The sequence below is a fragment of the Emticicia sp. 21SJ11W-3 genome, assembly GCF_024138715.1.
Classification (GTDB): Bacteria; Bacteroidota; Bacteroidia; order Cytophagales; family Spirosomataceae; genus Emticicia; species Emticicia fluvialis.
In genome coordinates this window covers 1,760,390-1,783,596 of record NZ_CP092074.1, presented here as the reverse complement: position 1 = coordinate 1,783,596, position 23,207 = coordinate 1,760,390, and the positions used below count along the sequence as shown (strand labels likewise).

Here is a 23,207-nt window from a genome sequence, read left to right as displayed (position 1 = left end):
AGCTTATGGAAAATCAATTAGTTAGTCAGATAAAAATTGCGCGTAACATCAAATTAATGCGGTTAAGCAAAGGGCTCACACAAGAGCAACTGGCCGATGCGCTGGCCATTCCGAGCACCCGCTATGCCAATTATGAACAGGGTACAAGGGCAATACCTATTGATACGCTGGTGGCTATTTCTTCTTATTTTCATCTGGCGCTTGATGCCCTGGTGAAGTCTGACTTAAGCAAGGTTGATTTGAAAGGATTGATGCACGTAGGCGAAAACCGATTGTTGTTTCCGATTCTGATTAAGGATGATGGCAAGTTTGAAAGCATAGAAGTAGTGCCGGTAAAAGCCTCGGCAGGGTATTTGAGCGGCTATGCCGACCCCGAATTTATAGAAACACTCCCCAAGGCAGCTCTACCATTTATAGGTAACGGTACACACCGGGGGTTTCCGCTTACCGGCGATTCGATGCTGCCTATCCCCGATGAATCTATCATTATCGGGCGATTCATAGAACGTATGAGTGATGTAAAAGACGGCCGCACGTATGTGGTAGTGGCTACCTCTGGCATTGCGTATAAGCGCGTATATATAAAAAAGCAGGAAGGCGTTTTACTGCTGGTATCTGACAACAAAATGTATAGCCCCTATGAAATACCGCTGGAGAGTGTACTGGAGCTATGGGAATTTAAGTGCTACATCAGCACAAAAGAATATGCCCCTGACGAATACTCGCTGAACAATCTGTTTCAGCAGATGAGTGGCCTTACCAGAGGAATTGAGGAAATAAAGCAGAGGCTTGGGGGGAAACCTTAAAAGGTAAGCATAGAGATTCAAGCCAATTTGTATGTATTTATTGTGAAAATATTATATCTTGCTAAGAATACTATTACCGAAACCTCTTTTGTATCTACAAAAGACTGAGCGAACACTTCAACGTTTAAGCTAATAAAAGCACTGAGTTCATAAAAACAGATGCTCTGTTTTGCCCGGTTATTTATTTTCATAATAAAACCCTACCAATCAATGGCTGTACTTCGACTAAAAAAGCTTTACAAATTATTGGCACTCGCCATTTTGGGTGTAATAATAATTGTTTCCTGCTCAAAAGAGGATATCCCTACTCCAATAAAATCTAATCTTCCCAACTACGACCTACCCAATATAAAACCCAAAGGTAATGAGAATTATCTGAGACAGAAATCTGATTATGTCTACAATCAGGAAAAAGTAAGGACTTATGAGTTGATGATTAAACCGGAAGACCTGGCAAAAATAGATGCCAATCCCGCCGCAGAAGAATACGTAGAAGCCGCTTTGATATTTGAAGGTGACACCATCAGCCCGGTCGGTGTGCGTTACAAAGGTTCAATCGGGGCTTTTGCAGGCTGTTTGTCAGACCCTGATTGGGGGCACCCCAGTGGATGGAAAATTTGTGAAAAGCTCAGCATGCAAGTAAAAATCAATTGGAATGACCGCAAAGAACGCTTTTTTGATTTGAACAAACTTCAGTTCCATTCGCAGAACTATGATAAATCGCAGCTTCGTGAACGCCTTTCCTATTGGCTTTTTGCCGAAATGGGTGTTCCTGCCCCCCGCTCGGTTCACGCCAGATTAATTATTAATAAAAAATATTCCGGTTTATATGGTCTTACCGAAGAAATTGACAATCGTTTTGCTGAGTATTTTTATAAGGAAGGAAAAGGCAATGTATATAAGGAAGTGTGGCCGGTGAAACCCAACGGCGAAGTTCAATCTGATAAAGCTTTTATTGAAGCCTTAAAAACCAATGAAGAAGAGCAGAATATTAATTTAATAAAAGAATTCGGCCAGGCACTAGCTGCCTCTACCCCGGCAAATAGTAAAGACGTGGTAAAAAAATACATGAAAATTGATGAGATAATGTCATACGTGGTGGTAGATAGAGCAATCAGACATGACGATGGGCCTTTTCACTGGTATTGTAAAGATGAAACCGTAAACTCTTGTGAAAACCATAATTATTATTGGTTTGAAGACAAGAAAAATAAGAAAATGCACCTTATTCCTTGGGATATGGATGGCACTTTTGAACATATAATCCTGAACTCGAACGACTACACAGGCATGGTTGATAAATGGGGAGGTATATCTAACGGCTGCCTGCCCTTTAAAACCAGTATCGGCAAAATGCAGCTTTCTGCCGCTTGTGAAAAACTGGCAGCTACGTGGGTAAGTTTTGATCAGGAGTATAATACTTTAAAAAGCCATTTCATCAGTAATTTCGTTAAAAACGATAAACTAATTTCGCAGCTAGATATCTGGGCAAAGCAAATTGAACCATTCATTATTGAGGCCGATAAGATTCATAATAAAGGTATTGAAGTAGAAGTAAAGAAGAAAACGACCACATTTATTGTATGGGATTACGCAACTAAATCTTTAAGAAGTCAGGTAAAAGGTATTCTGTAAATGTAAAATTCAAACAAAAAGCGTACTTACGGCAAGCCATAAGTACGCTTTTTATTATCTTTCAGCCATCAATCAGTTCTGAAACTCAATGGTGTTTACAGCAAACAATGGTTTGCCTTCAGCTTTCGGATTCTTGAATACAAAATAAATATCCTGCTCGCCGGCTGTGTTTACCTTTACTTTAACAGGAGCCATGCTTGCTTCCTGCACTTCGCCGGTGCCTACCACTGTTCCGGTCGGTGAGCCCAGTCTTACTTCCAGGGTACCACCTACGGTTGTGCCTTTCTGCGAAATTGCCCCTACCACAATGGTTTTAATGCCCGTCAGGTCAATACCTTTGAAAACCAGGTAGCTGTCGTTTTCGTTCGCCACGGCTACATCGCCACCTAATTGTTCTACTGCAAATTTCGATACGGCTTTTGCGTCATCATAAGTAACAGCCTTCATTTTAGGGCTACGCAAAGCTAAAGATCTGCTGGTTGTCAGCGGGCCTATTACTTTGCCGCCTTTGTCGGTATAAGTAGCCTGAATGATATACGCACCTTCTTTTTTGCCTTTATGAGCCGCGCCTTCATAAGTACCTGTTACAGGTTGAGAAGTTTTTCTGGTGTCGTTCAATGACAATATGTAGTCAACCATGTCTCTGGCATCAGATATTGATAATTGCGGGTGAGCAGCCATGGCTTGTTCGCCCCATACACCGCCGCCACCTTTAATAACCTTTTCAGCCAACTGGTTGATAGCGGTTTGTCCGCGACGGTACTTCTTGGCTACATCTATATAAGCAGGCCCGATTGATTTTTTATCTACCGAGTGACAAGCCTTACAGTCGCTCAGGTCAATCAGACGTTTACCTGCTGCAAAGTTCACATTTTCCTTGTGTCCTTGTTCAAGCATGGTTTTGTCGTAACCTTCCAGATAATTGATGTTTACCACTACATCTTCAGGGTCAATACCTTTGCTTAGGGTACCGTCTTCTTTATCGGTTACTTTTACGTCGTAAGCAATTTTTTCGTTATCGAAGAAGAACGTCTTATTACCCTTTATTGAAATGTTTACTGTCGGTTCGGCATTTCCTACTTTTACAATCGTAGTTTGCGACGATTTGTTTCCGGCGGCATCAGTTACGGTCAATACCACGTTGTATTCACCTGGTTTGGTGAAAGTAAACTTCGGGTTAGCCTGTGTGCTTACAGGTAAACCCTTGCCGAAATTCCAGGCGTATTTCAGCGCATCTTTATCGTAATCCATTGTTCCGGTTGATGAAAACGCCACTGCTAGCGGAGCGGCACCGGCCTTTTTATCGGCTGCCATGGTAATAACCGGTTTTCTGTTACCGGGGTTATACTCTATTACCGACAGGGTGGCTTCTTCGTTCTGGGCAAACCAGTTCATACCGTAGTCTAACACAAACAGACGGCCATCTTTTGAGAAAGCCATGTCCATCGGGTGATAAAAACGGGTATTAGGCATAAATCTTTCCATACCCTGATAGTTGCCGTCTTTATCCATACTTATCAGGTAAATCCAGTCGCGCATCCACTCATAGGCAAAGAACTTGCCATCAAAGTAACTCGGGAAACGTTTCGGATTTTTTGTATAATCGTCTGAATAATACACCGGCCCTGCCATTGGGTTACAACCACCCTTACCAAACTCAGGATATTGTCTCGATGGACCATAACCATAGTACATCCAGGCTTTTGTGGCAGGCATCAGTTCTTTCAGACCTGTATTGTTTGGTGAATCGTTGATTGGCTTAGCTGCATCATATTTAGGGCCTGACTCTTTGGTTGCAAAATTATAGTGGTTGTAAGCAAAGTTGTCGCCCGTAAAAATAGGCCAGCCGAAAAAGCCCGGTTTACGCGCCTGATTAAACTCTACAATACCCTCAGGGCCGCGTTTGTCGTTAGTTTTACCGGCATCAGGGCCTACATCGCCCCAATATAAATAGCCGTTGCGTTTATCAACCGCAATTCTGTATGGGTTACGCATACCCATTGCATATATTTCAGGGCGGGTTTTGTCGGTTCCTACCGGATACAGGTTGCCTTCAGGAATACTGTAGGTGCCGTTGTCTTCCGGTTTTATTCTTAGTACTTTACCGCGCAAATCGTTGGTATTACCCGATGAACGAAGGGCGTCCCATCCTTCACGACCCGGTTGAAAGTCAATAGGTGCATAACCTTCTGAAGCAAACGGGTTGGTGTCGTCGCCGGTTGAAAGGAAAAGATTTCCTTTACCGTCCCAGTCTATTGAACCACCTGTGTGGCAACACTCATCGCGTTTGACAAACACACGCAACACCACTTTTTCTGACGACATCACCACGGTGTCTTTCTTGTCGTCATACACAAATCTTGACAGGAAATTATCTTTCGTTGCCTCGCGGGTTTCGTCTGGTGTATAGTACAGGTAAATCCAGTGATTTTTTTCATAGTCAGGGTCAGCACCCACACCCATCAGGCCATATTCAAACTTGGTGTAAACCGGCATTTGGCCTGCCACTTTCACTTTTTTGGTAGCGGGGTTCCATACTTTTACGGCTCCTTTGCGCTCTACAAAAATTACCTTGCCGTTAGGTAGCACAGCCAGCTCGGTAGGTTCGTTCAGGTTATTTGCCAATGTAATGCGCTCAAAACGGTTTTCTTCCGGTGCGCGTACCGAGCGGGCTTTTGAGTAGTCAAGCTTGTTTGCCATTACCCATTTTAAACCCTGCCAGAAGTGTTCTGCTATTAATGGCTCTTTGGTAAAGGTTTCAGGTGTATGACCAAAGTTTGAGTAAAAGGCTTTACCGCCGTCAAACTCATGATACCAGGCCATCGGGTGGAAGTCACCCATTCTACCCATCTGGTAGCTGCTTTCGTCTACCCTTACAATAAACTTCAGGATATCTTTTTTCAAAGATTTGAAATCATAGAACTCGTCGGTTTTTTCAAAAGTATCAGGGAAATGCGCCGAAGCCGGGAAGGTCTTGTCGAGCGTAATCATTTTACCTTTTTGCACGTTTGATACTCTGCCGCCCGGATGGCTGGCAAAATACCCTCCCATCAGGTCGTTGTACCAGGGCCAGTTATATTCGGTATCTGATGCCGCATGGATACCAAAGTACCCGCCACCGGCCTGAATATACCGCTCAAAATCGGCCTGTTGTGCCGGATTCAGCACGTCGCCGGTAGTACTTAAAAACACAACAGCATTGTAGTTTTTCAGATTGGCTTCATTAAACTTAGTGGCGTCGGTTGTGGTGTCTACCACAATACCCTCCTTTTTGCCTAAGTCAAGAAAAAACTGGTTACCTTCTTTAATGGAGTTGTGATGAAAACCTTTTGTTAAAGAAAAAACCAAAACTTTTTTTTGCTGTGCAAAAGAGCTTGCACTCACAAGCAGAAATAGTAGAATAAGAATAGGATTGAATTGTTTTTTCATTAGAATTTCTAATAATTTGAATGACCAACAAATGTAATCAAAAAGCAAAGAATAAGTGTCAGCAATACATTAAAAGTATTTTTTTGAGAATATATATAAGATTATACTGAGTTATGCAGATATGTACTACTTACACTGCTACCTATTTAGCCTTCAGGCATTGATAGCATTACTTTTAGCAGCCATTTCATTGTAGTATGGCTGCTTATTTTTGTGTTGATAAATATGCTGTAAGCTAAGTATTCGCCTTGGCATATCACTCACCTCTCCAACAATATTACATACGTTTCGTCTGCATCAGTAGGCAAGTCATACTCAAATTTTTGCCTGATAAAATCGGCATTGACTTTGGCTTTGGGTGATACCAGTGGCTCTTTAATAGCCGCCGTCTGGAAAAACAGATTAGGATTTATGCCCTCTGCTTTACTCATGGTTATATCCGGGTTCAGTGCATTGCCTACGCGCAGACGGCAGTTACCCCCAATGGTAGATTTAATAACCAATTCTGTTATTTTGCTGTCTTTCCAGGCCATTTTTACAATTTCAAAGCCGCCTCTGGTTCTTAAACCGCTCACGCGGCCTTCTGTCCATTGGTCAGGCAGGGCAGGCAGTAAATGAATGGCCCCGTCATGGCTTTGTACCAGCATTTCAGCAATACCGGCGGTGCAGCCAAAGTTGCCGTCAATCTGAAACGGCGGGTGGGCATCAAACAGGTTGTCGTAGGTACCACCTCCTTTCCGGCCGGGCGCTTCGGCGGGCGACAATTGGTCGGTTATCAGTTTATAGGCGCGATTACCATCCAGCAGCCTTGCCCACCAGTTTACTTTCCAGCCCATTGACCAGCCTGTAGACACATCGCCCCTGTAAATTAATGAATTACGTGCGGCAGCAAATAAGGCTGGGTTTTGATAGGGGGAAATCTGATTAGACGGAAAAAGACCATACAGATGCGAAACATGCCGGTGCTGGTCTTTGGGGTCGTCCAGGTCTTCCAGCCATTCCTGCAACTGATTATACTGCCCTATCTGCATTGGGGGCAGCAATTTCAGTCTGGCTTTAATCTGATTCGCAAATTCAGTATCTGTTTTCAGAATTTCGGCAGCTTTGATAAGGTTAGAAAACACATCAAACACCAGTTGGTTATCCATAGTTGCACCCGCTGTAATAGATGAGTTGGGCCTACCGGCTGGCGAGTTTTCAGGCGATGTGCTGGGTGTTACCACCAACCATTGATGCGTTGGCTCTGTAACCAGAATATCATGGTAGAAAGTAGCAACGCCCTTTAGAACCGGATAATATTTTTGCAGAAATGCTTTGTTGCCACTATATAAATACCTTTGCCACAGGTGCTGGCTCAGCCAGGCGCCGCCCATTGGCCACATACCCCAGAAAGCCCCGTCTACTGCTCCGTTTATACGCCATAAATCGGTATTGTGGTGTGCCACCCAGCCATTGACGCCATACATTCTGCGAGCAGTTTCAGCGCCGGTTTCCGACAACTCATGCACCATATCAAACAGCGGCTCATGCGTTTCTGGCAGGTTGGTGAGTTCGGCAGGCCAATAGTTCATTTCGGTGTTGATATTAATCGTGTACTTGCTGTCCCAGGGCGGATTCTCCTGATTATTCCAGATGCCCTGCAAGTTTGCGGGTTGCCCGCCGGGTTGTGAACAAGATATGAGCAGGTACCGGCCAAACTGAAAATACAACGACACCAAAGATGGGTCGTTACCTTGTGCAAAAGCTTTCAGGCGTTCGTCGGTAGGCAGTTTTGCTGCTTCTGTTGAGCCTAAATCTAATGTTACGCGCCTAAACAATTGCTGGTACTCGCATATATGGTTATTGAACAAATTGCTGTATGGTATTTTTGCTGCTTTTTCCATGTAGCCCCTGGCTTTTCTGCTTTCGTCACCGCTTATATCCTGATAATTGACAAAGTTGGTGGCAACAGATACCAGAAGTGTAATGGCCGTGGCGTTTTCAACATTCAGGCTTGAGTCGTTTCTACTCATTTGCCCATCGTTGGGTAGTATTCTGGCAATGGTGTTAAACCTTACCGCGCCTTTTACGCCTTCGTGGTCTTTGCCCAGCCCCCAGACCGATAACTCGTCTTTTTGAACTGCCGATGCCGTTTTAAAAGGGCTGTTCATTGATAAGCGGAACGAAATGCTTTTAGGCTTATTGGCATTCAGGCGAATGACCATTATCTGGTCGGGGATAGATATAAATGCAGTACGTGTATATTTTATTCCGTTGGCCTGATAAGTGGTGGTTTGTATGGCCTGTTCAATGTCCAGTTCTCGTTTGTAATTATCGTAACTTTCATGGTCGGGGAAATCCAGTTGCAAATTACCGACAGGCAAAAACATCTGCCCGTGGTTTTTTCTGGCAATGATGCTTTTCTGTGCCAACTCCTGTGCTTCCTGATTTTTACCTTCAAAAATTAATTTTCTGATGCCCGGCAATGCGGCTTTGGCATCGGGGTTATCGTTGCGGCTGGGGCTACCCGACCAGAATGAAGATTCGTTCAGCTGAAAAGTTTCAGTCTTTACATTACCATAAACCATAGCGCCTAAACGTCCGTTGCCTAATGGCAAGGCTTTGGTCCAGGTGGTATTGGCAGGTTGCTTGTACCAGAGCTTAAGGTTGGCCTGCTGGGCTTGCAGGGCCGTAGTAAAAAATATAAGAATGAATAAGATTCTTTTCATAAAAGGAAGTGTACAGGGTTGTTAAATTATTCAATCTTACTTTGCCGGGTAGAAAAGCAGCAGTTATGGAAAAGCAAAGAGCAATTGTGCAACAAATATAACAGCTTCCGGAAACCTTTTGGTGTTTCGGTGTTAAAAAAGGAGAATTTGACCCATTAAGAAATCAGGTAAAGAAAAGCTTGATAGTGGCTATGACAAGCCCGGTGGCAAGCAGGTATCGGAGCGTTGGAACATTGAAACGCCGGCTACCAAAATAAGACCCAAGCAGCCCGCCTGCTATGGTAGCGCCTACTGCCCATTGCAGGTCTGGCGTGAGATGAATGCCCCCTTTTGATAACTGGCCATACAAACCGGAAAGTGAATTGACAAAGATAAACAACGCCGATACCGCCGCGGTTTCTTTGAGTTTTGCCCAGCGCATCAGCAACATCAAGGGGCTAAGGATAATACCACCGCCAATACCTATCATACCCGACAACAAACCGATGCCGGCGCCCGAAAACAGACTTGCCCATAGTGGCACAGGGCGATTAGGGGTCTCTTCAGACCTGAACTGGTATAACAAACGTGCAATAGATATAAGAATGCAGGCCGCCAGAATTTTTTTATACAGGCTGTCGGGCAGTGTCATGGTCCCCCCCAGATACGCCATTGGAATACTTGCCAGTGCAAACGGCAGAAACAGGTTGACTCTGAAATAACCCGCTCTGTAAAACCCTATAAAAGAGAACAATGAAACGGCCAGGTTCATGATTAACGCAGACGATTTCATCATCGATGGCGCTACTCCTGCCAATGCCATTACTGCCAGGTATCCGCTTGCCCCTCCGTGCCCAACAGAAGAATAAAGAAACGCCACAATGGCCATCAGAAAAAGCAGAAGATAGGTGGAAGAGTCCATGAGAATAGATTGAGCCATTCGCTATATTTATTAAAACACAACGCAATATCAGTATTTTACTGAAGGCAATAAAACATTTACTCCGATAATTTTTGGGTCTCCTGTCTCATAAATGCCTCGAATCGTTGTTGCAATGCTTTATAGGTCTCTATGGCCCGGTGGCCCTCGTCAGTTACTATGGCTCCGCCGCCCTGTTTGCCACCTACTTGTGTAGCCACTAAGGGTTTTTCTGACTGGGTGTTCATAGAAGTAATCAGGTCCCAGGCTCTTTTGTACGACATCTGCATGGCCTGTGCCGCTTTAGAGATTGAACCATGCTCAATGATAAGTTCCATTAGCTGAATGCGCCCCTTGCCCAGATACCGCTCTGAGCCATCAGCGCGTTCAATCCAGATACTACCGGCCACTTTTATGTCTTTCACGCCAGAGAGTAACTCCTGCATAGTTGTTGCGTTTAAAATAAAGCTCTTTTTACAAAAATAGTATAAAGCCTTGAAAGAAATACCCACCCCATTACTAATTACCCGATTATTTATAGCCTCTGCATTTATTGCGTTTGCAGGAAATGTTCTATATTTGAACGCTATATTTGAAAAAATATAGCGACTCTACATAAAACTACCAAACGAATGATGACCAGATATTTCCGAATTCAATTAGTGCTCAGCATCCTGGTGCTTATGCTTGTTTCAGGCTTTGCTGATGCACAGACAACCACCCTGAAAGTAGAAGGCGAGGTTGAAAAACCAATTACCATTACTGAATCTGATTTTGCGAAACTGCCACGCACCGAGGTTAAAGGCAGAGACAAAGACGGTAAAGAGCATTTGTTCAGTGGTGTTGCCGTATCAGAAATCTTAAAGCAGGCCGGAGCCACACTTGGTGGCCAGCTGCGTGGCAAAAACCTGACCAAATATCTGATTGCCAAAGCGGCTGACGGATACCAGGCAGTTTTTGCTTTACCTGAACTGGACCCCGAATTTACAGACCAGCTAATCATCATTGCCGATAAGGTAGATGGGCAGGCACTGCCCAAAGGCGAAGGCTCCTTTCGATTCGTTGTGCCTAAAGACAAAAAACACGCCCGTTGGGTAAGAGAAGTGGTCAGTATCAGGGTAGTATCTGCCATTCAATAAAACCAGAAGCCGGTATTTTGGTAATTACAGGAGGTGTAGATTACCTTTGTGGCATAAAACATTTTGTTGCCATAGTATGAAAGGTGCGTTTCTTGATTTTTTCCATTCGGTAAGTATTCTTATTATTCTGGTTGTGGCATTAATTGTGTCGCAGGTGGCGCGTAAGGCATTAAACAGATACGCCCTACGCAGTGCCGGCAATATGCGTATCAATGCCACTACTTTCAGTTTCCTGAAAAATGCTTCCAGCTTTGTCATTTTTGCCTTGGCGTTGATAGCCGTTATTCATCTTATACCTGGTCTGGAGAAACTGGCCACCACGCTTTGGGCCAGTGCAGGTATATTATCGGTAGTGATTGGTCTGGCAACGCAACAAACCTTTGGCAATATTGTCAGTGGTATCTTTATTGTTGTATCAAAGCCCTTCCGGATTGGGGATTCTATCAAGCTCCCCAACGGTAATCAGGGCATTGTGGAAGACATCACGTTACAGTTTACAGTTATCAATAATCCTGAAAACGGGCATATTATTGTTCCGAACGCGGTTATTACCAGAGATTACGTGGTAAATTCAACAATTATAGATGACAAGGTGTGTAATCTTATCAACCTGAAAATCATGACTGATGATGTAGACAGAGCCATACTGCTGCTTCAGGAGATTGCTTCTTCACACCCCGATTTTTATAATGCCTCAGCATCTGAAGGAAACCGGGTTTCGACCGATGAATTAAAGCCTGTTATGGTGCAGGTAGTAGACTTGATGGACTCATGGATTGCCCTGCGCCTGAGCGTATGGTGTAAGTCTTCAGCCAAAGCCTCTGGTATGAGGTCTGACCTGTTGCTGGCCATCAAAAAACGCTTTACGGCCGAAGGTATAAAAATATAAAGGCTACCCTTGCAGGTAGCCCCTTGTATCATTCTTCTTCAAATCAATCTTTCTTTTCTTTTTTATGGTGTTTTTTGGCTGGTTCGGTAGGTTTGTTTTCAGCTTTGGCTTCTTTTTTCTCTACTTTGGCCGGTTTTTCTTTAGGAGCTTGTTGTTTAATGCCACCTTTGGCAGCAAATGTAACAGGGGCGAAAAGGATAGCAACTGCTAAAGCTGCTAATGAGATTGACTTTTTCATGTTTTTAATAGTTTTGAGATTTGTTAATTGTCCGCCTGTCTGGCGAACTTTCTGTGACAAATCTCAGCCAAAAGTATTAAAATCATTATAAGCCGGTATTAAATGCCGATTAAACTATAAGTACCCACATTAAATTACTGTTCAGTGGGTATCTGCATTGGGTAACTGAACCGTCACTTTGGTGCCCGAATTGAGCTCACTCTGAATACTTATTTTGCCTTTGTGCAGCTCTACTATTTTATTACAAACAGACAACCCGATACCAAAACCGGATATATTGAGTGCATTCTTTGAGCGGTAGAAAGGCTCAAAAATTGAGTCGAGGTCTTCTTTAGGTATACCTATGCCTTCGTCTTTTATACTTAACAGGGTGTGGTTTTTTGTAAAATCTATAATTACCTCTGCCTGCTGCAAGGGCGAATACTTGCAGGCATTATCTATCAGATTAATAAAAGTGGTTTTCAACAATGCCTCATTGCCAAATACAATAATTGAATATTCGTTTTCGGGTTCCTGGGCGTATTTCACGGTAATTCTATACTCCGGCTTACCTAGCCCCAGCTCGTCTTGCGCCTGAAAAATAATGTCGTCAATCCGTACTTCGCCAAAATTAATGAGAGGCGATTTAAACGGACGTACAATTTGCAGCAACCCGTTCGACAAATTTATCAACCTGTTGATATCGTGCCGGATATTCTTTAGAATGCCTTTGTGCTGGTCGATAGTCAGGTTTTCTTCCAGACTAATTTCTACCTCCGACTTCAACGCCGCCAATGGTGTGCGTAGTTCGTGAGAGGCATGAGAAACAAAGCTTTTCTGGAGTTCGAACGACTGCTCCAGCCGCGAAAGCATCTTGTTAAAGGCCGCAGCCAGCATACCAATTTCATTTTTGGTATCGTATCCTTCAATACGCTGCCTTAGGTTGTTGGCCGTAATTGTGCTTATTTTACTGATAAACACATTAACAGGCTTTAGGGCATTGCCAGCAAAGAAAACCCCCAGTATAATAGTAATTAATATACCCACCAATAAACCCACTACCAGTGTATGTCGCAGATTTTTGAGTTTGCTTTTACCGAATTTATCATAGGCCGAGGCCAGAACCACATAGTTTTGCTTACCCAGATTATAAACCAGCCCCAGCGATTCGTTTTCGCCTTTTGAAAGCTCTAAGAATTTTGCTTCACGCACGCGGTCCAGCAGGGCGGCGTCATAATCAATGACAATGTCGTCAATGTTGCTGTAGAGCAACTCGTCTTTATCTGAAAAAATCAGGATTTTTTCGTCGTGAAGGGCGGTGAGGGTGTTTTTATCTATGATTCTGAGCAATGCCATGTCAATTTCATCTACTTTAATAAAAAAGGATGCGGTTGTCAGGGCCTTGTTTTTCAGACGTTCCAGAAACTCTTCTTCTCTGTAAGAGGCCGATTGCTGGTAGATAATCCACGAAAACAAAGACAATAAACTGGCAACAATTATTGAAAACTGGATTGCTATTTTGGTTTGAATTTTCATGCACTTTCTCTAATCATATAACCCAGCCCAGGGCGGGTATGAATCAACTTAGGCTCAAAGCCCTTATCAATTTTACGACGCAGAATATTAATATAAACCTCTATTACATTGGTGCCGGTGTCGAAGTGAATATCCCATACGTTTGTGGCAATTTCTGGCTTCGAAATAATTCTTCCCTGATTTCGTACCAGAAACAGCAGGAAATCGTACTCGCGGGCGGTCAGTCTTATCTCCTGCCCTGCTCGTTTCACCAGTTTACTGTCCAGAAAAATCTCCAGGTCAGCAATTCGCATTATATTACTCACATTTTCAGGCTCAGAATTATTATGTCTTAAAGCCACCATTACACGGTGATACAATTCTCTGAAATCGAATGGTTTAACTATATAATCATCTGCTCCTGCCTCAAAACCCTCTATTTTATCTTCAATCTCGCTCATGGCTGTCAGCATCAGAATCGGTAATGTAGGTTTAACAACTCTCAGGTGCTTGCAAACATCAAAGCCATTCATTTCGGGCAGGTTAATGTCTAATATTATCAGGTCAAAATCTATTGACTCTGCCCTTTTTAGGCCAAGTGTACCATTGTGAGCCACGTCTATTTCAAAACCCTTGTTGGCCAGGCCGCGTGTAAGTAATTGAGCAATTCGCTGATCATCTTCAATTACAAGAATTTTCTTTACCGACATTTCCTTTCTGAATCTTTATAATTGTACTTAATCTTAATCATATTGCTTTGGCCGAAAGCTGGTTTCAGCGGCTGACAGCATCTATTTTCAAGCCTATAACTTACTCAAAGATACAAAGCTAAAACTAGTGTTTCAGGCATTTATTTTTTTTTAAGGTTTTTCTAACAAACAATTAAGGAGCATTTCAAGGCCAAAAAAGAATTATGGGCTAACATTGTACTAGGGTTTAGTGGCTTATAACAGGGTATCGGAGCCTTTTCAATGAATTATTTCAAACCTATAAACGACCAGATGCCCGGTGGTTTGTCGGTTTTCAATGCAACGTTTGAAGATTCCGGATTTACCGCAGCTTTCAATTTTATTGGCTGGGTAATTGCGCTTTTATCAGGCAGGTTTATGCCCGGCCTGGCAAAAACATCAGCTCTTATTTTTATCTCTCTGAATTATAACCATGAAAACAATAAACCCGCTTACTTACCCGCCAGAACCAATAACCCGGGCTAAAGGCAGGGCAATACGGTAAGCCGGTAGTTTATTTAGCCAAAACCTTTACAGAGAACGTGTTTAACGGCCTATGAGCATGAGTTTAAGGAAATTTTCTGTCAACCACAGGTGCGAAAGCATTTCTTAGCTTTGGGATTCATATTATAAAATTGGTAAAGATTGCAATTATCTTTACCAATTTCTTTTTCATTACTTCACACCGCTCATCGGTTTAGGAATCGGAATAATCTCTGTCTGCCTGCCATCAATGTAGCGAAAACCCTTCTCGTCAAAGAATCCGTCTTCTTCCAGCATTATTCTGACGGGCTTCTTCCATTCAGGTAAATCTACAGACACATTCAGTTCAATTGAATAAGCCGTATTGAAATTGAGTGGGTAGTCTCCGCTGCCAATGGTTTTGCCCTGATTGTCCCACATGCCTATGGTTGGCCCCGCTGCATGGCCGTGATTCCCGATGGGATGCGTATAAATTGTGCCTCTTAAACCCTCTTTCTTAGACTGCGCAAGTGCCTTTGCCAGAATCTCGTTTCCGGTTAAACCTGCCTTGAAATTATCAGTGAGGTTATCCTGTAAACGGTTGCCTTGTCTGAAAGCAGCTTTCAGATACCCGGGTACATCTGCCTCGCCGGGTTTAAGCACATAGGCATGCTGCTGCTGGTCGGTATTAAGGCGCAGATAGGTAATGCCGAAGTCGCAATGCAACAAATCGCCGGGCATAATTACCTGCTTTTGCGGCCGCTTTGAAAATGTCCGCAGGTGGTCAAAGTTTTCAGGGTCAAATCTTTGAATATCCACCGTTGGGTGAAACCAGGTTTCCAGGCCTAAATCAGTTACACGCTGGCGAAGCCACCACACCACGTCGTCGGTAGTGGTAATGCCGGGCTGAATAACCTTATCTGAAAATGCCTCCTGAATAATTTCGTGAGAAATGCGGCATATCTGCTGGTAAATAATCATTTCGCGGGTGGTGCGAGTTTCCAGCCAGTTAACGGCAAGGTTGGCTGCCGACACTATTCTTCCCTGTAAATCTGTAGGCAGTTTATCTAAAAACTCCTTGTGTTCAGTGTAGGTCAGCCCATCAGCATGGGCATAGTGGGTCGAAAAATTAAGACCTATTTTCTTAGGGTTCTTTTCTTTAATTACCTTTATAAGGGCATCCCACTGGTCGGGGTTTGTGTTCAGGTCCCATTCACCTTTCAGCAAATTACCTACGTCGTAGCGTGCAATGGCCAGTCTTTCTACACCTTCTTTTGGCCCTTTGTCAAAAAACACCATAATTGTCCGTCGGCGTGCCGAAAGCCAAACAGAAGGGAGCATGGTTTTCATAACGGGGTCTTCGTTATATTCTCTTGCTATCAGCACCCACATATCAATGCCTTCTTTGCGCATCAGTTGTGGCAACAGATTATTCATTCTGTCTTCCAGAATTTCATCTATCACCACTGCCCGCTCTCGCTCAGAAAGAATGAGCGGAATTGCATTCTGTGAAAAAACATGGTTGACAGTTATATAAAAAAACACAAACAGGTAGATTTTTTTCATGATGTTTAGTTTGATTGACGTTCCCAAAGATAATTCGGGGTCATTAAAAAAAATGAGCAATTGTAACATTTTTTATTAGCTATCTGATTTCGGCATTATTTCAATATATTTGTTTAAACCTTCTTCCACCCTATGAAAATACCGATTACTCTTTTGTTAACTTTTTTCTTGAGTTTGACACGATTTTGGGATAAGTGGCTGATAATAAGGCACATGAATATCCAATCGGCTCTCTACAAACCGTTATTTGGAGTGCGAGTTCAGATTTTAAACTTTGCTTGCGTTTGTATGGGTAATATTGGTTTTAAGCCCAGTTTTTGGAGGATAGTTTTTTCGTTTTCTGTTGGCATAGACCTTAGATAAGATTTGGCTCCGTTATTTTCTATCAGGCTTACTTGCATTTTGTCAAGGGTATCCCTCAACCCTTTTTCAGTGATTACATTTTTATCGCGGTTAATTTTTTGTAAGACAAAGTTTTGTATGGCGAAGGCTATGTAACACAGGCATATATGTCCTTCGATTCGCTGGTCTGTCCAGTGAAACATGGGCCTGGTTTCCAGATGGGATTTGAAGGTTCTGAAGCTATGTTCTATTTTGAATAGTTGTTTGTATTGGTCCAGAACTTCGGCTACCGGCATGCTTTGATTATTGGTGCTTATAGCTAAAAACCCATCATACTTTTCGGAGACCTTTATTTTTTCTTCATTCAGGCTATATTTCTGGTTTTCATCTGATTTTAAGAAGAATCTGGTGGCTTTATTGTTGATTTTCGAAGGGTTCTTCAAGAGGTGCTGTGCGTGCTGTAGTTTATCTTCCCGGTCTTGCTTGTCTTTGGCCGCTCTTTTTGCCGAGTAGGTAGTAATAAAGGTCTTGCCTTCCTGTTTTAATGTGGTGTAGCGAATCAAAACATCTTGTCCGGTAGCATCTTTGTATATCCACTGCTGATGGTAATTCTTTAAGTCGAGTAGGGTTTGCTGCGTTTTTTGGGGCAGGCTTTTCAAACGTTCTCCAATGATAAATTCGTAGCCTTTGCTATTTGTTATTTCCAGGTTTTTCTTTGAAAGCATCCCCCTATCGGCTACTACAATTACTTTGTCAATCTGGTATCGCTTTTTAAGGTCGCCCAGTGCTTCCCTAAAAGTATCCCCTTCATAGGTGTTGCCTTTGAAAACCCTATAACCGATAGGGTTTTTCAGGTGGTCTATGAGCATACAAAAAAGAACTTGTGTTTTACCTATTTTGCCATCCTTACCAAAACCCATTTGTCTAAGTTGTCCTTCTTTCTCAACTTCGCTGGCAAAGTAGAAGGTCGTTACATCATAAAATACCACATCCAGGCTTTGATTGAAAAGATTCCGACCCGTTTGAAAAATCTGCTGCTGGATTAACTCAGTATACTGAGCCAACTTATCCAGAGCCCGATACAAGTGCTGTAATGACAATTCGGGAAGGTTTATGTACTCATCACGATGCTGAAAGTTGCTGCGTTTGCTGCAAGGGCTTTGCAGTCGTTCCAAAAGCATCAGAAATACACTGTCAAAAAGACTGAACTGAAGCTTGCTCTTTTGCTGAAGACGATCCAAAAGAAGCCTTAACCCATACTGCTCCAGGGCATAACCAAATACTTTTTGATAACCATAATTGTATCGACCTAATTCGATTAGGTCCCCTTCCAAAATAGTCTTCAACTCTCCTCCACCTAATTCGTAAAATCTGATGCCAATGTTACGAAGTTCTTCAGGCTTATAATCTTCAACCTTACCAAGAGAATACAAAACCCTCGAACTAGGCTTCCCTGACCCATTTCGGAAACTCTCCAAAATGCGCAAATAAGTGCCTGATTGCTTTCTCTCTACTTTCAAATATGCCATAATGCAAAATTACAACCATATAGCTTTGAATGTCAATAGACAAAAACACAATCGGCTCTCTACACTTTTTCCGAAAAATAGCCAAAATAGCCCCCAGTTAGCCATCCAAGAGCTTTTTCCAAAAACAACTGTCAAACTTAAGGGCCAGTCTTTCTACACCTTCTTTTGGCCCTTTGTCAAAAAACACCATAATTGTCCGTCGGCGTGCCGAAAGCCAAACAGAAGGGAGCATGGTTTTCATAACGGGGTCTTCGTTATATTCTCTTGCTATCAGCACCCACATATCAATGCCTTCTTTGCGCATCAGTTGTGGCAACAGATTATTCATTCTGTCTTCCAGAATTTCATCTATCACCACTGCCCGCTCTCGCTCAGAAAGAATGAGCGGAATTGCATTCTGTGAAAAAACATGGTTGACAGTTATATAAAAAAACACAAACAGGTAGATTTTTTTCATGATGTTTAGTTTGATTGACGTTCCCAAAGATAATTCGGGGTCATTAAAAAAAATGAGCAATTGTAACATTTTTTATTAGCTATCTGATTTCGGCATTATTTCAATATATTTGTTTAAACCTTCTTCCACCCTATGAAAATACCGATTACTCTTTTGTTAACTTTTTTCTGCTGTGTATCAGTACTGGCTCAAACCAAAACTCAGGTGGTGAGAGGCAGCGTAATTGACCGCATAACCCGCCAGCCCATTACCGGTGCCTCAGTACAGGTAACCGGCACTACACAAGGAGCCATTACCGATGCTTCGGGGCTTTTTTCAATTCCTGATGTTGTCATAGGGCGTCGTTCTGTCAAGTGTACTTCAATTGGGTATGAGGCTTACTCAAGCGAAGAGTTTATTCTTAATTCAGTAAAAGAAGCCGTGCTAACCATAGAGATGGCAGAAGCAAGCAGCGATTTGCAGGAAGTAAAAGTAACGGCTTCGCAAAACACCAGCCGACCGGTAAATGACCTGGCTTTTGTAAGTGCAAGGTCTTTTACGGTTGAAGAAACCGAGCGTATCCCGGCATCGGTTAACGACCCCGGCCGGATGGCGCTGGCGTATCCGGGCGTTAAACCCGGCCGCGACGAAAACGAAAATAAAATTATTGTAAGAGGTAACTCGCCTTATGGCATTTTATGGCGGCTGGAAGGAATTGATATTCCTAACCCCAACCACTTTGCGCAGCCGGGTTCGGGCGGTGGAGGCATCACGGTTTTCAGTGCACAACTACTGAGCCGCTCAGACTTCTTTACCGGCGGTATGCCTGCCGAATACGGCAATGCCATTACCGGCGCCTTTGATATCCGGTTCAGAGAGGGGAATCAGCAAAAAAGAGAGTATCGCACAAAAATAGGCTTACTTGGGCTGGATTTTTCTACCGAAGGGCTAATCACCAAAGGTCGTTCGTCTTATCTGGTTAATTACAGATACTCTACCCTGGGGCTGTTGAGCCAGATGGGATATTACCTTGTGGGCGAACGGGTATCCAATCTTTTTCAGGATTTGTCGTTCAATCTGGCTTTTCATAGTAAAGACGGTAAGAAAACCACTACCGTTTTCGGATTAGGCGGGCTAAGCACCGAACACTATTTTCCGGTAGAAGACCCTGATAAACGCATACCCGGAAAACCCGACAACTGGGAAGACCGGCTGCGCCCGGCCAACATGGGTGCTATGGGCATTACCCATACCAGTAATATCAACGAGAAATCGTCGCTCAAATATGTTGTGGCGGTAATAGGTAGCTCAATCAGACGTAACTCTGACACTCTGAACCTGAAAGACGAACGGTTCAGGTACGACACCCAGCGATTCTCTGAATTCAGGCTTGCGGGTTCGCTTAGCTACAATTATAAGTTCAGCAGCCAAACAAGGCTGAAAACCGGGTTGATATTGAATTACATCGACTTCGACTTTTTCAGAGAAACCGCCCCCCGTAATAACGTAACAGACATTAACCAGCTTCAGGCCGGGCGGCAGGTATCTGTAAGCGGCAGCGGTAGCACACAAACCGCGCAGGTCTATGCGCAGCTAGTTCAAAACCTCGGCAATGGCTTTACGCTAAACGCCGGCTTGCATAGTATGCACCTTTTTCTGAACAATACCGCCTCTTTAGAGCCACGGTTATCTATCCTGTATCGTTCACCCAAAGCGCATACCATCAGTTTCGCTTATGGGCTTTACGCACAGCTTTTGCCTATGAGCGCCTATTTTTACAGCAAAAGAGATACCATAGCAGGGGTAATTACCTCGTCTAAACCCAACAAGAATTTGTCTTTTCCAAGGTCTAACCATTTTATTTTGAGTTATAGTTATGTAACACCCGGCCTCTGGAAATTCTCGGCTGAAACCTATTACCAACTACTGAGAAAAATTCCGGTTGAGCCTGTAGCCGGGTCATCTTACTGGATGTTAAATTACTCTGACTACTTCCCTGAGTCTACTACTGTAAGCAAGGGCAAAGGTAAAAACTACGGAATAGACCTATCTGTTGAGCGGTTCTTTTCAAAAAAATACTACCTGGTTCTTACAGGCTCATTGTTTAATGCCCGATATCAGACCTTTGATGGTAAGACCTACAACTCTTCTTTCAATGATGTGTTCAGCACTGCATTTACTTTCGGGCGTGAATTTACTTTTAAAAACGGCTCTGTTTTTCAGATAGGCGCCAGGTCCATTTATAACGGCGGGTTTAGGTATACTCCTATTGACGAGGCTGCATCTGCCAGTCAGAAAACCTACGTTCAGCTTAAAGGAGCCGACTATTCGTTGCAGGCACCTGCCTATTTCCGTTTGGATGGCCGGGTATCGTACAGAGCCAATAAAAGTAAATACGCAACGGTTGTGTCGCTTGATGTTCAGAACGCCACCAATCGGATAAACACAACAAGCGTGCAATACAACAGCGTTGAAAACCGGCTTGAAACCCGAAAAACCGGAAACGGCCTGGTGCCGGTTCTGAGTTTTCAGGTTGACTTCTAACCGAGTAAGTATAATTAAGGCTTTTCAACGGCTCATTAAGGGGTTTCATCTATTAAATGTCTTCACTACACATTATTAATTTCTAATCTCTCTTTGAATATTTATATTTGTAATAATTAGTTTCACAATAGCCGGTAAATATTGTTGTGATGGAAAGATTCTCAAAAGCTATACTTTTTTTGCTTGCACAACTCCTATGCGCCTGTGTTATGCCTTATGAGATTCCACTGCCAAATAATGCCCGGTACCTGGTTGTAGAAGCTAATTTAAATGATGTAGAACCGACACAGGCCATTCGTATTAACGAAACCAACAATTTTAGCGGAGACATTTACAATACGCCTGTTAAGCGCCTGGATGTTGAATTAATAGTGAGTGGCTCAGAGAAAATCAGCCTGCACGAAAACCAAAACGGAGTTTATTATTTGCCTGAGTTTTTCCGGATTGAACCCGGCAGAACTTACAAGCTGCGGTTTAAGAAACCTGATGGAACTACCTATGAGTCGACAGAGGAAAAAACAACGCCAGTACCTGCCATAGACCGCATCTTTGATAATTTTGAGGTAAAAGGTCTGAAAGGCGATTTCAATGATATACCGGCCAGCTATGTTTTTCTGGATTTTCAGGACAACCGTAATACCACCGATTATTATGTATGGACATGGAAACTTTGGGAGAGCCAGAAATTTTGCCGTATCGATTATTACGATTATTACTGTAAAACTAACTGCTGGGAAATTTTGAATAACAAAGATTTTAATGTTTTCAGCGATAGATTTTCAAACGGAAAACTGGTTACATCAAGGCTGGTAGCAAAAATACCCTATTATTCTTCTGATGGTGCCCTGCTTGAAATTAAACAACTGACTGTATCAGAAAAGGCATATAAATATTTTAAACTGGTAAGCGAACAACAGCAAACCAATGGAACCCTGGTAGACACACCCCCTGCGGCTATCATAGGAAACATCAGGAATTTAAGTAACGCTGATGAACCTGTTACAGGTGTTTTTTCGGTAGCAAGTATGGTGGTTCAAAAGTATTGGTTAAGTCGGGAAAATGGCATTGGCAAAGCTGCCCCAATCGGGTTATTAGGTCGTAAACCTAATTTATCTACTTTTCCTATCTCTTATGCCTGTGAAAAAGGGCCGACACGCACACCTGAAAAACCAGATGGCTGGTTAAATTAATCACACAACAAATAATAAATACAGATGTTAATGAGTGCTAAAAAGACCTGGGTGTTTTTGTCAATTGTTTTTGGCGTGTTTGCCTGCGTTGAACCGTTTGAAGTTGCGTTCCCCTATGGAAGAAAAATACTAACTGTAGACGCTACCATTAAAGACACCGACGAGCAGCAGACTTTTACTATCACAGAGTCTGAAAGCCGTAATAGCTCGGTTTATGCTTTTCCGGTTAGCAATCTGAAAGTGGAAGTTATTGTCAATAATACAGATAAGATAACACTTACAGAAAAAGACGGTGGTATTTATGCGTTACCTGCGTCGTTCAAAGTAAAGGCAGGAAATGCGTATAAACTTGTTTTCGTAAAACCTGACGGAACAAAATATGAGTCGGCAGAAGAAATAATGACAACCGTACCCGAAATAGAAAAAGTTTATGATGGCTTCATGCTGAAAGGCCTTGAAACTGCCTTTGGTAAAGCGCCGGCAAATTATGTTTACATTGACACCAATGACCCCGCCGGCGAGAAAAACAATTACGTATGGTCGTGGAGATTATGGGAGAAACAAATCATTTGTAAATCGTGCTCTTATGGCAGGTATTATACTTCACCATTGCCTTTTGGCGATTGTGTAAGAGAAGAAAAATATAACCAGACGCCATTTTTTGATTATGCTTGTAATGGCAATTGCTGGGATATTTTTTATAGTGCGCAACTGAATGTTTTCAGTGATGTGTTTAGCAATGGCAAACCCATAACCGGAAGGTTGGTAGCACAAATACCCTATTACTCGGCAGAAGGTGCCTTAATAGAAATTACCCAGCAATCGGTTACGGCTGCAGCATACAGGTATCTGAAAATACTGGCAGACCAGGCGCAAACAACAGGAAGCCTGGTTGATACCCCGCCTGCACCCGTTATTGGTAACATCAGAAACACTAATAATGCTACAGAAGCAGTAGCAGGCTTTTTTATGGTAACGGGTGTCAGAAAAGTAAACTACTGGCTGAGCCGCCGGAACGCCGAAGGCAGCGGCGCTGTACCAACCGGTATTCTGGGGCATAAGCTCAACTATGAGCCCGCGTCATTACCGCCAGATCCACCCAGGCCACCTCTGGCGCCGTGCATACCGGGCAGATTCCGTACCGATGCCAAACCGGAAGGTTGGGTAAATTAAG

Annotated in this window: 17 protein-coding genes and 1 pseudogene; 8 read left to right on the top strand and 10 right to left on the bottom strand. The window is 43.1% G+C overall.

The features are described from left to right. Positions 1-5 precede the first annotated feature (5 nt). Positions 6-806, top strand: coding sequence for a LexA family transcriptional regulator (locus tag MB380_RS07535; protein ID WP_253534231.1), 801 nt, complete (start codon positions 6-8; stop codon positions 804-806). Positions 807-1,016: 210 nt separating this feature from the next. After that, positions 1,017-2,441: a CotH kinase family protein gene (locus MB380_RS07530; RefSeq protein WP_253534229.1), complete on the top strand. Its 1,425-nt coding sequence runs from the start codon at positions 1,017-1,019 to the stop codon at positions 2,439-2,441. Positions 2,442-2,513: 72 nt separating this feature from the next. On the opposite strand, the gene MB380_RS07525 is transcribed toward MB380_RS07530, so the two are convergent. The 4 genes from MB380_RS07525 to MB380_RS07510 all read right to left on the bottom strand — a co-directional run bounded on the left by MB380_RS07525 (position 2,514) and on the right by MB380_RS07510 (position 9,922). Further along, on the bottom strand, positions 2,514-5,870 hold the full coding sequence (locus MB380_RS07525) for a ThuA domain-containing protein (RefSeq protein WP_253534227.1): 3,357 nt from the start codon (positions 5,868-5,870) through the stop codon (positions 2,514-2,516). A gap of 260 nt (positions 5,871-6,130) precedes the next feature. Next, entirely contained in the window at positions 6,131-8,578 is a 2,448-nt protein-coding gene (locus MB380_RS07520; protein ID WP_253534225.1) for a glycosyl hydrolase family 95 catalytic domain-containing protein, read from the bottom strand. 163 nt (positions 8,579-8,741) lie between these two features. After that, positions 8,742-9,497 (bottom strand): sulfite exporter TauE/SafE family protein, encoded by a 756-nt coding sequence (locus MB380_RS07515; protein WP_253534223.1) that lies wholly within the window; start codon positions 9,495-9,497, stop codon positions 8,742-8,744. Between the two features lie 59 nt (positions 9,498-9,556). Next, positions 9,557-9,922: a winged helix-turn-helix domain-containing protein gene (locus MB380_RS07510; RefSeq protein WP_253534221.1), complete on the bottom strand. Its 366-nt coding sequence runs from the start codon at positions 9,920-9,922 to the stop codon at positions 9,557-9,559. 186 nt (positions 9,923-10,108) lie between these two features. Here MB380_RS07510 and MB380_RS07505 point away from each other — a divergent pair, with 186 nt between their 5' ends. Together MB380_RS07505 and MB380_RS07500 are read left to right on the top strand one after the other, a co-directional pair. After that, positions 10,109-10,615, top strand: a complete 507-nt coding sequence (locus MB380_RS07505) for a molybdopterin-dependent oxidoreductase (RefSeq protein ID WP_253534219.1) — start codon at positions 10,109-10,111, stop codon at positions 10,613-10,615. A 76-nt stretch (positions 10,616-10,691) separates the two neighbouring features. Beyond that, positions 10,692-11,504: a mechanosensitive ion channel family protein gene (locus MB380_RS07500; protein WP_253534217.1), complete on the top strand. Its 813-nt coding sequence runs from the start codon at positions 10,692-10,694 to the stop codon at positions 11,502-11,504. A 43-nt stretch (positions 11,505-11,547) separates the two neighbouring features. Here MB380_RS07500 and MB380_RS07495 read toward each other — a convergent pair whose 3' ends face one another. The 3 genes from MB380_RS07495 to MB380_RS07485 all read right to left on the bottom strand — a co-directional run bounded on the left by MB380_RS07495 (position 11,548) and on the right by MB380_RS07485 (position 13,946). Next, positions 11,548-11,742, bottom strand: coding sequence for a hypothetical protein (locus tag MB380_RS07495; RefSeq protein WP_253534215.1), 195 nt, complete (start codon positions 11,740-11,742; stop codon positions 11,548-11,550). 141 nt (positions 11,743-11,883) lie between these two features. Continuing rightward, complete coding sequence (locus MB380_RS07490) at positions 11,884-13,257, bottom strand: HAMP domain-containing sensor histidine kinase (protein WP_253534213.1); 1,374 nt, start codon at positions 13,255-13,257, stop codon at positions 11,884-11,886. Next, entirely contained in the window at positions 13,254-13,946 is a 693-nt protein-coding gene (locus tag MB380_RS07485; RefSeq protein WP_253534212.1) for a response regulator transcription factor, read from the bottom strand. The genes MB380_RS07490 and MB380_RS07485 overlap by 4 nt, the downstream gene beginning before the upstream one ends. 261 nt (positions 13,947-14,207) lie before the next feature. On the opposite strand from MB380_RS07485, the gene MB380_RS07480 reads away from it, so the two are divergent. Beyond that, on the top strand, positions 14,208-14,450 hold the full coding sequence (locus MB380_RS07480; RefSeq protein ID WP_253534210.1) for a hypothetical protein: 243 nt from the start codon (positions 14,208-14,210) through the stop codon (positions 14,448-14,450). A gap of 189 nt (positions 14,451-14,639) precedes the next feature. Here the strand turns inward: MB380_RS07480 and MB380_RS07475 are convergent, their stop codons facing one another. The 3 genes and pseudogenes from MB380_RS07475 to MB380_RS07465 form a co-directional block, all read right to left on the bottom strand. Next, on the bottom strand, positions 14,640-15,992 hold the full coding sequence (locus MB380_RS07475; protein WP_253534208.1) for a M24 family metallopeptidase: 1,353 nt from the start codon (positions 15,990-15,992) through the stop codon (positions 14,640-14,642). Positions 15,993-16,252: 260 nt separating this feature from the next. Next, positions 16,253-17,863 carry an IS1634 family transposase gene (locus MB380_RS07470; RefSeq protein ID WP_253523758.1) on the bottom strand — a complete coding sequence of 537 codons (1,611 nt, stop codon included), beginning with the start codon at positions 17,861-17,863 and terminating at the stop codon, positions 16,253-16,255. A 139-nt stretch (positions 17,864-18,002) separates the two neighbouring features. Further along, a pseudogene (locus tag MB380_RS07465) lies at positions 18,003-18,320 on the bottom strand (Xaa-Pro aminopeptidase); the annotation flags it as partial. A 132-nt stretch (positions 18,321-18,452) separates the two neighbouring features. Here MB380_RS07465 and MB380_RS07460 point away from each other — a divergent pair. From MB380_RS07460 to MB380_RS07450, 3 genes are all read left to right on the top strand, one after another. After that, a complete protein-coding gene (locus MB380_RS07460; protein ID WP_253534206.1) occupies positions 18,453-20,843 on the top strand; it encodes a TonB-dependent receptor in 2,391 nt (796 codons plus the stop codon). 149 nt (positions 20,844-20,992) lie between these two features. Continuing rightward, entirely contained in the window at positions 20,993-22,033 is a 1,041-nt protein-coding gene (locus tag MB380_RS07455) for a DUF4249 domain-containing protein (RefSeq protein WP_253534204.1), read from the top strand. A gap of 30 nt (positions 22,034-22,063) precedes the next feature. After that, on the top strand, positions 22,064-23,206 hold the full coding sequence (locus MB380_RS07450) for a DUF4249 domain-containing protein (RefSeq protein ID WP_253534202.1): 1,143 nt from the start codon (positions 22,064-22,066) through the stop codon (positions 23,204-23,206). Position 23,207: the final 1 nt, after the last annotated feature.

Coding starts and splice junctions, on each gene's coding strand:
- MB380_RS07470 (WP_253523758.1), bottom strand. CDS start 17,863: ATGGCATATTTGAAAGTAGAGAGAAAGCAATCAGGCACTTATTTGCGC.
- MB380_RS07460 (WP_253534206.1), top strand. CDS start 18,453: ATGAAAATACCGATTACTCTTTTGTTAACTTTTTTCTGCTGTGTATCA.
- MB380_RS07525 (WP_253534227.1), bottom strand. CDS start 5,870: ATGAAAAAACAATTCAATCCTATTCTTATTCTACTATTTCTGCTTGTG.
- MB380_RS07520 (WP_253534225.1), bottom strand. CDS start 8,578: ATGAAAAGAATCTTATTCATTCTTATATTTTTTACTACGGCCCTGCAA.
- MB380_RS07500 (WP_253534217.1), top strand. CDS start 10,692: ATGAAAGGTGCGTTTCTTGATTTTTTCCATTCGGTAAGTATTCTTATT.
- MB380_RS07490 (WP_253534213.1), bottom strand. CDS start 13,257: ATGAAAATTCAAACCAAAATAGCAATCCAGTTTTCAATAATTGTTGCC.
- MB380_RS07480 (WP_253534210.1), top strand. CDS start 14,208: ATGAATTATTTCAAACCTATAAACGACCAGATGCCCGGTGGTTTGTCG.
- MB380_RS07535 (WP_253534231.1), top strand. CDS start 6: ATGGAAAATCAATTAGTTAGTCAGATAAAAATTGCGCGTAACATCAAA.
- MB380_RS07455 (WP_253534204.1), top strand. CDS start 20,993: ATGGAAAGATTCTCAAAAGCTATACTTTTTTTGCTTGCACAACTCCTA.
- MB380_RS07530 (WP_253534229.1), top strand. CDS start 1,017: ATGGCTGTACTTCGACTAAAAAAGCTTTACAAATTATTGGCACTCGCC.
- MB380_RS07475 (WP_253534208.1), bottom strand. CDS start 15,992: ATGAAAAAAATCTACCTGTTTGTGTTTTTTTATATAACTGTCAACCAT.
- MB380_RS07515 (WP_253534223.1), bottom strand. CDS start 9,497: ATGGCTCAATCTATTCTCATGGACTCTTCCACCTATCTTCTGCTTTTT.
- MB380_RS07510 (WP_253534221.1), bottom strand. CDS start 9,922: ATGCAGGAGTTACTCTCTGGCGTGAAAGACATAAAAGTGGCCGGTAGT.
- MB380_RS07505 (WP_253534219.1), top strand. CDS start 10,109: ATGATGACCAGATATTTCCGAATTCAATTAGTGCTCAGCATCCTGGTG.
- MB380_RS07450 (WP_253534202.1), top strand. CDS start 22,064: ATGAGTGCTAAAAAGACCTGGGTGTTTTTGTCAATTGTTTTTGGCGTG.
- MB380_RS07495 (WP_253534215.1), bottom strand. CDS start 11,742: ATGAAAAAGTCAATCTCATTAGCAGCTTTAGCAGTTGCTATCCTTTTC.
- MB380_RS07485 (WP_253534212.1), bottom strand. CDS start 13,946: ATGTCGGTAAAGAAAATTCTTGTAATTGAAGATGATCAGCGAATTGCT.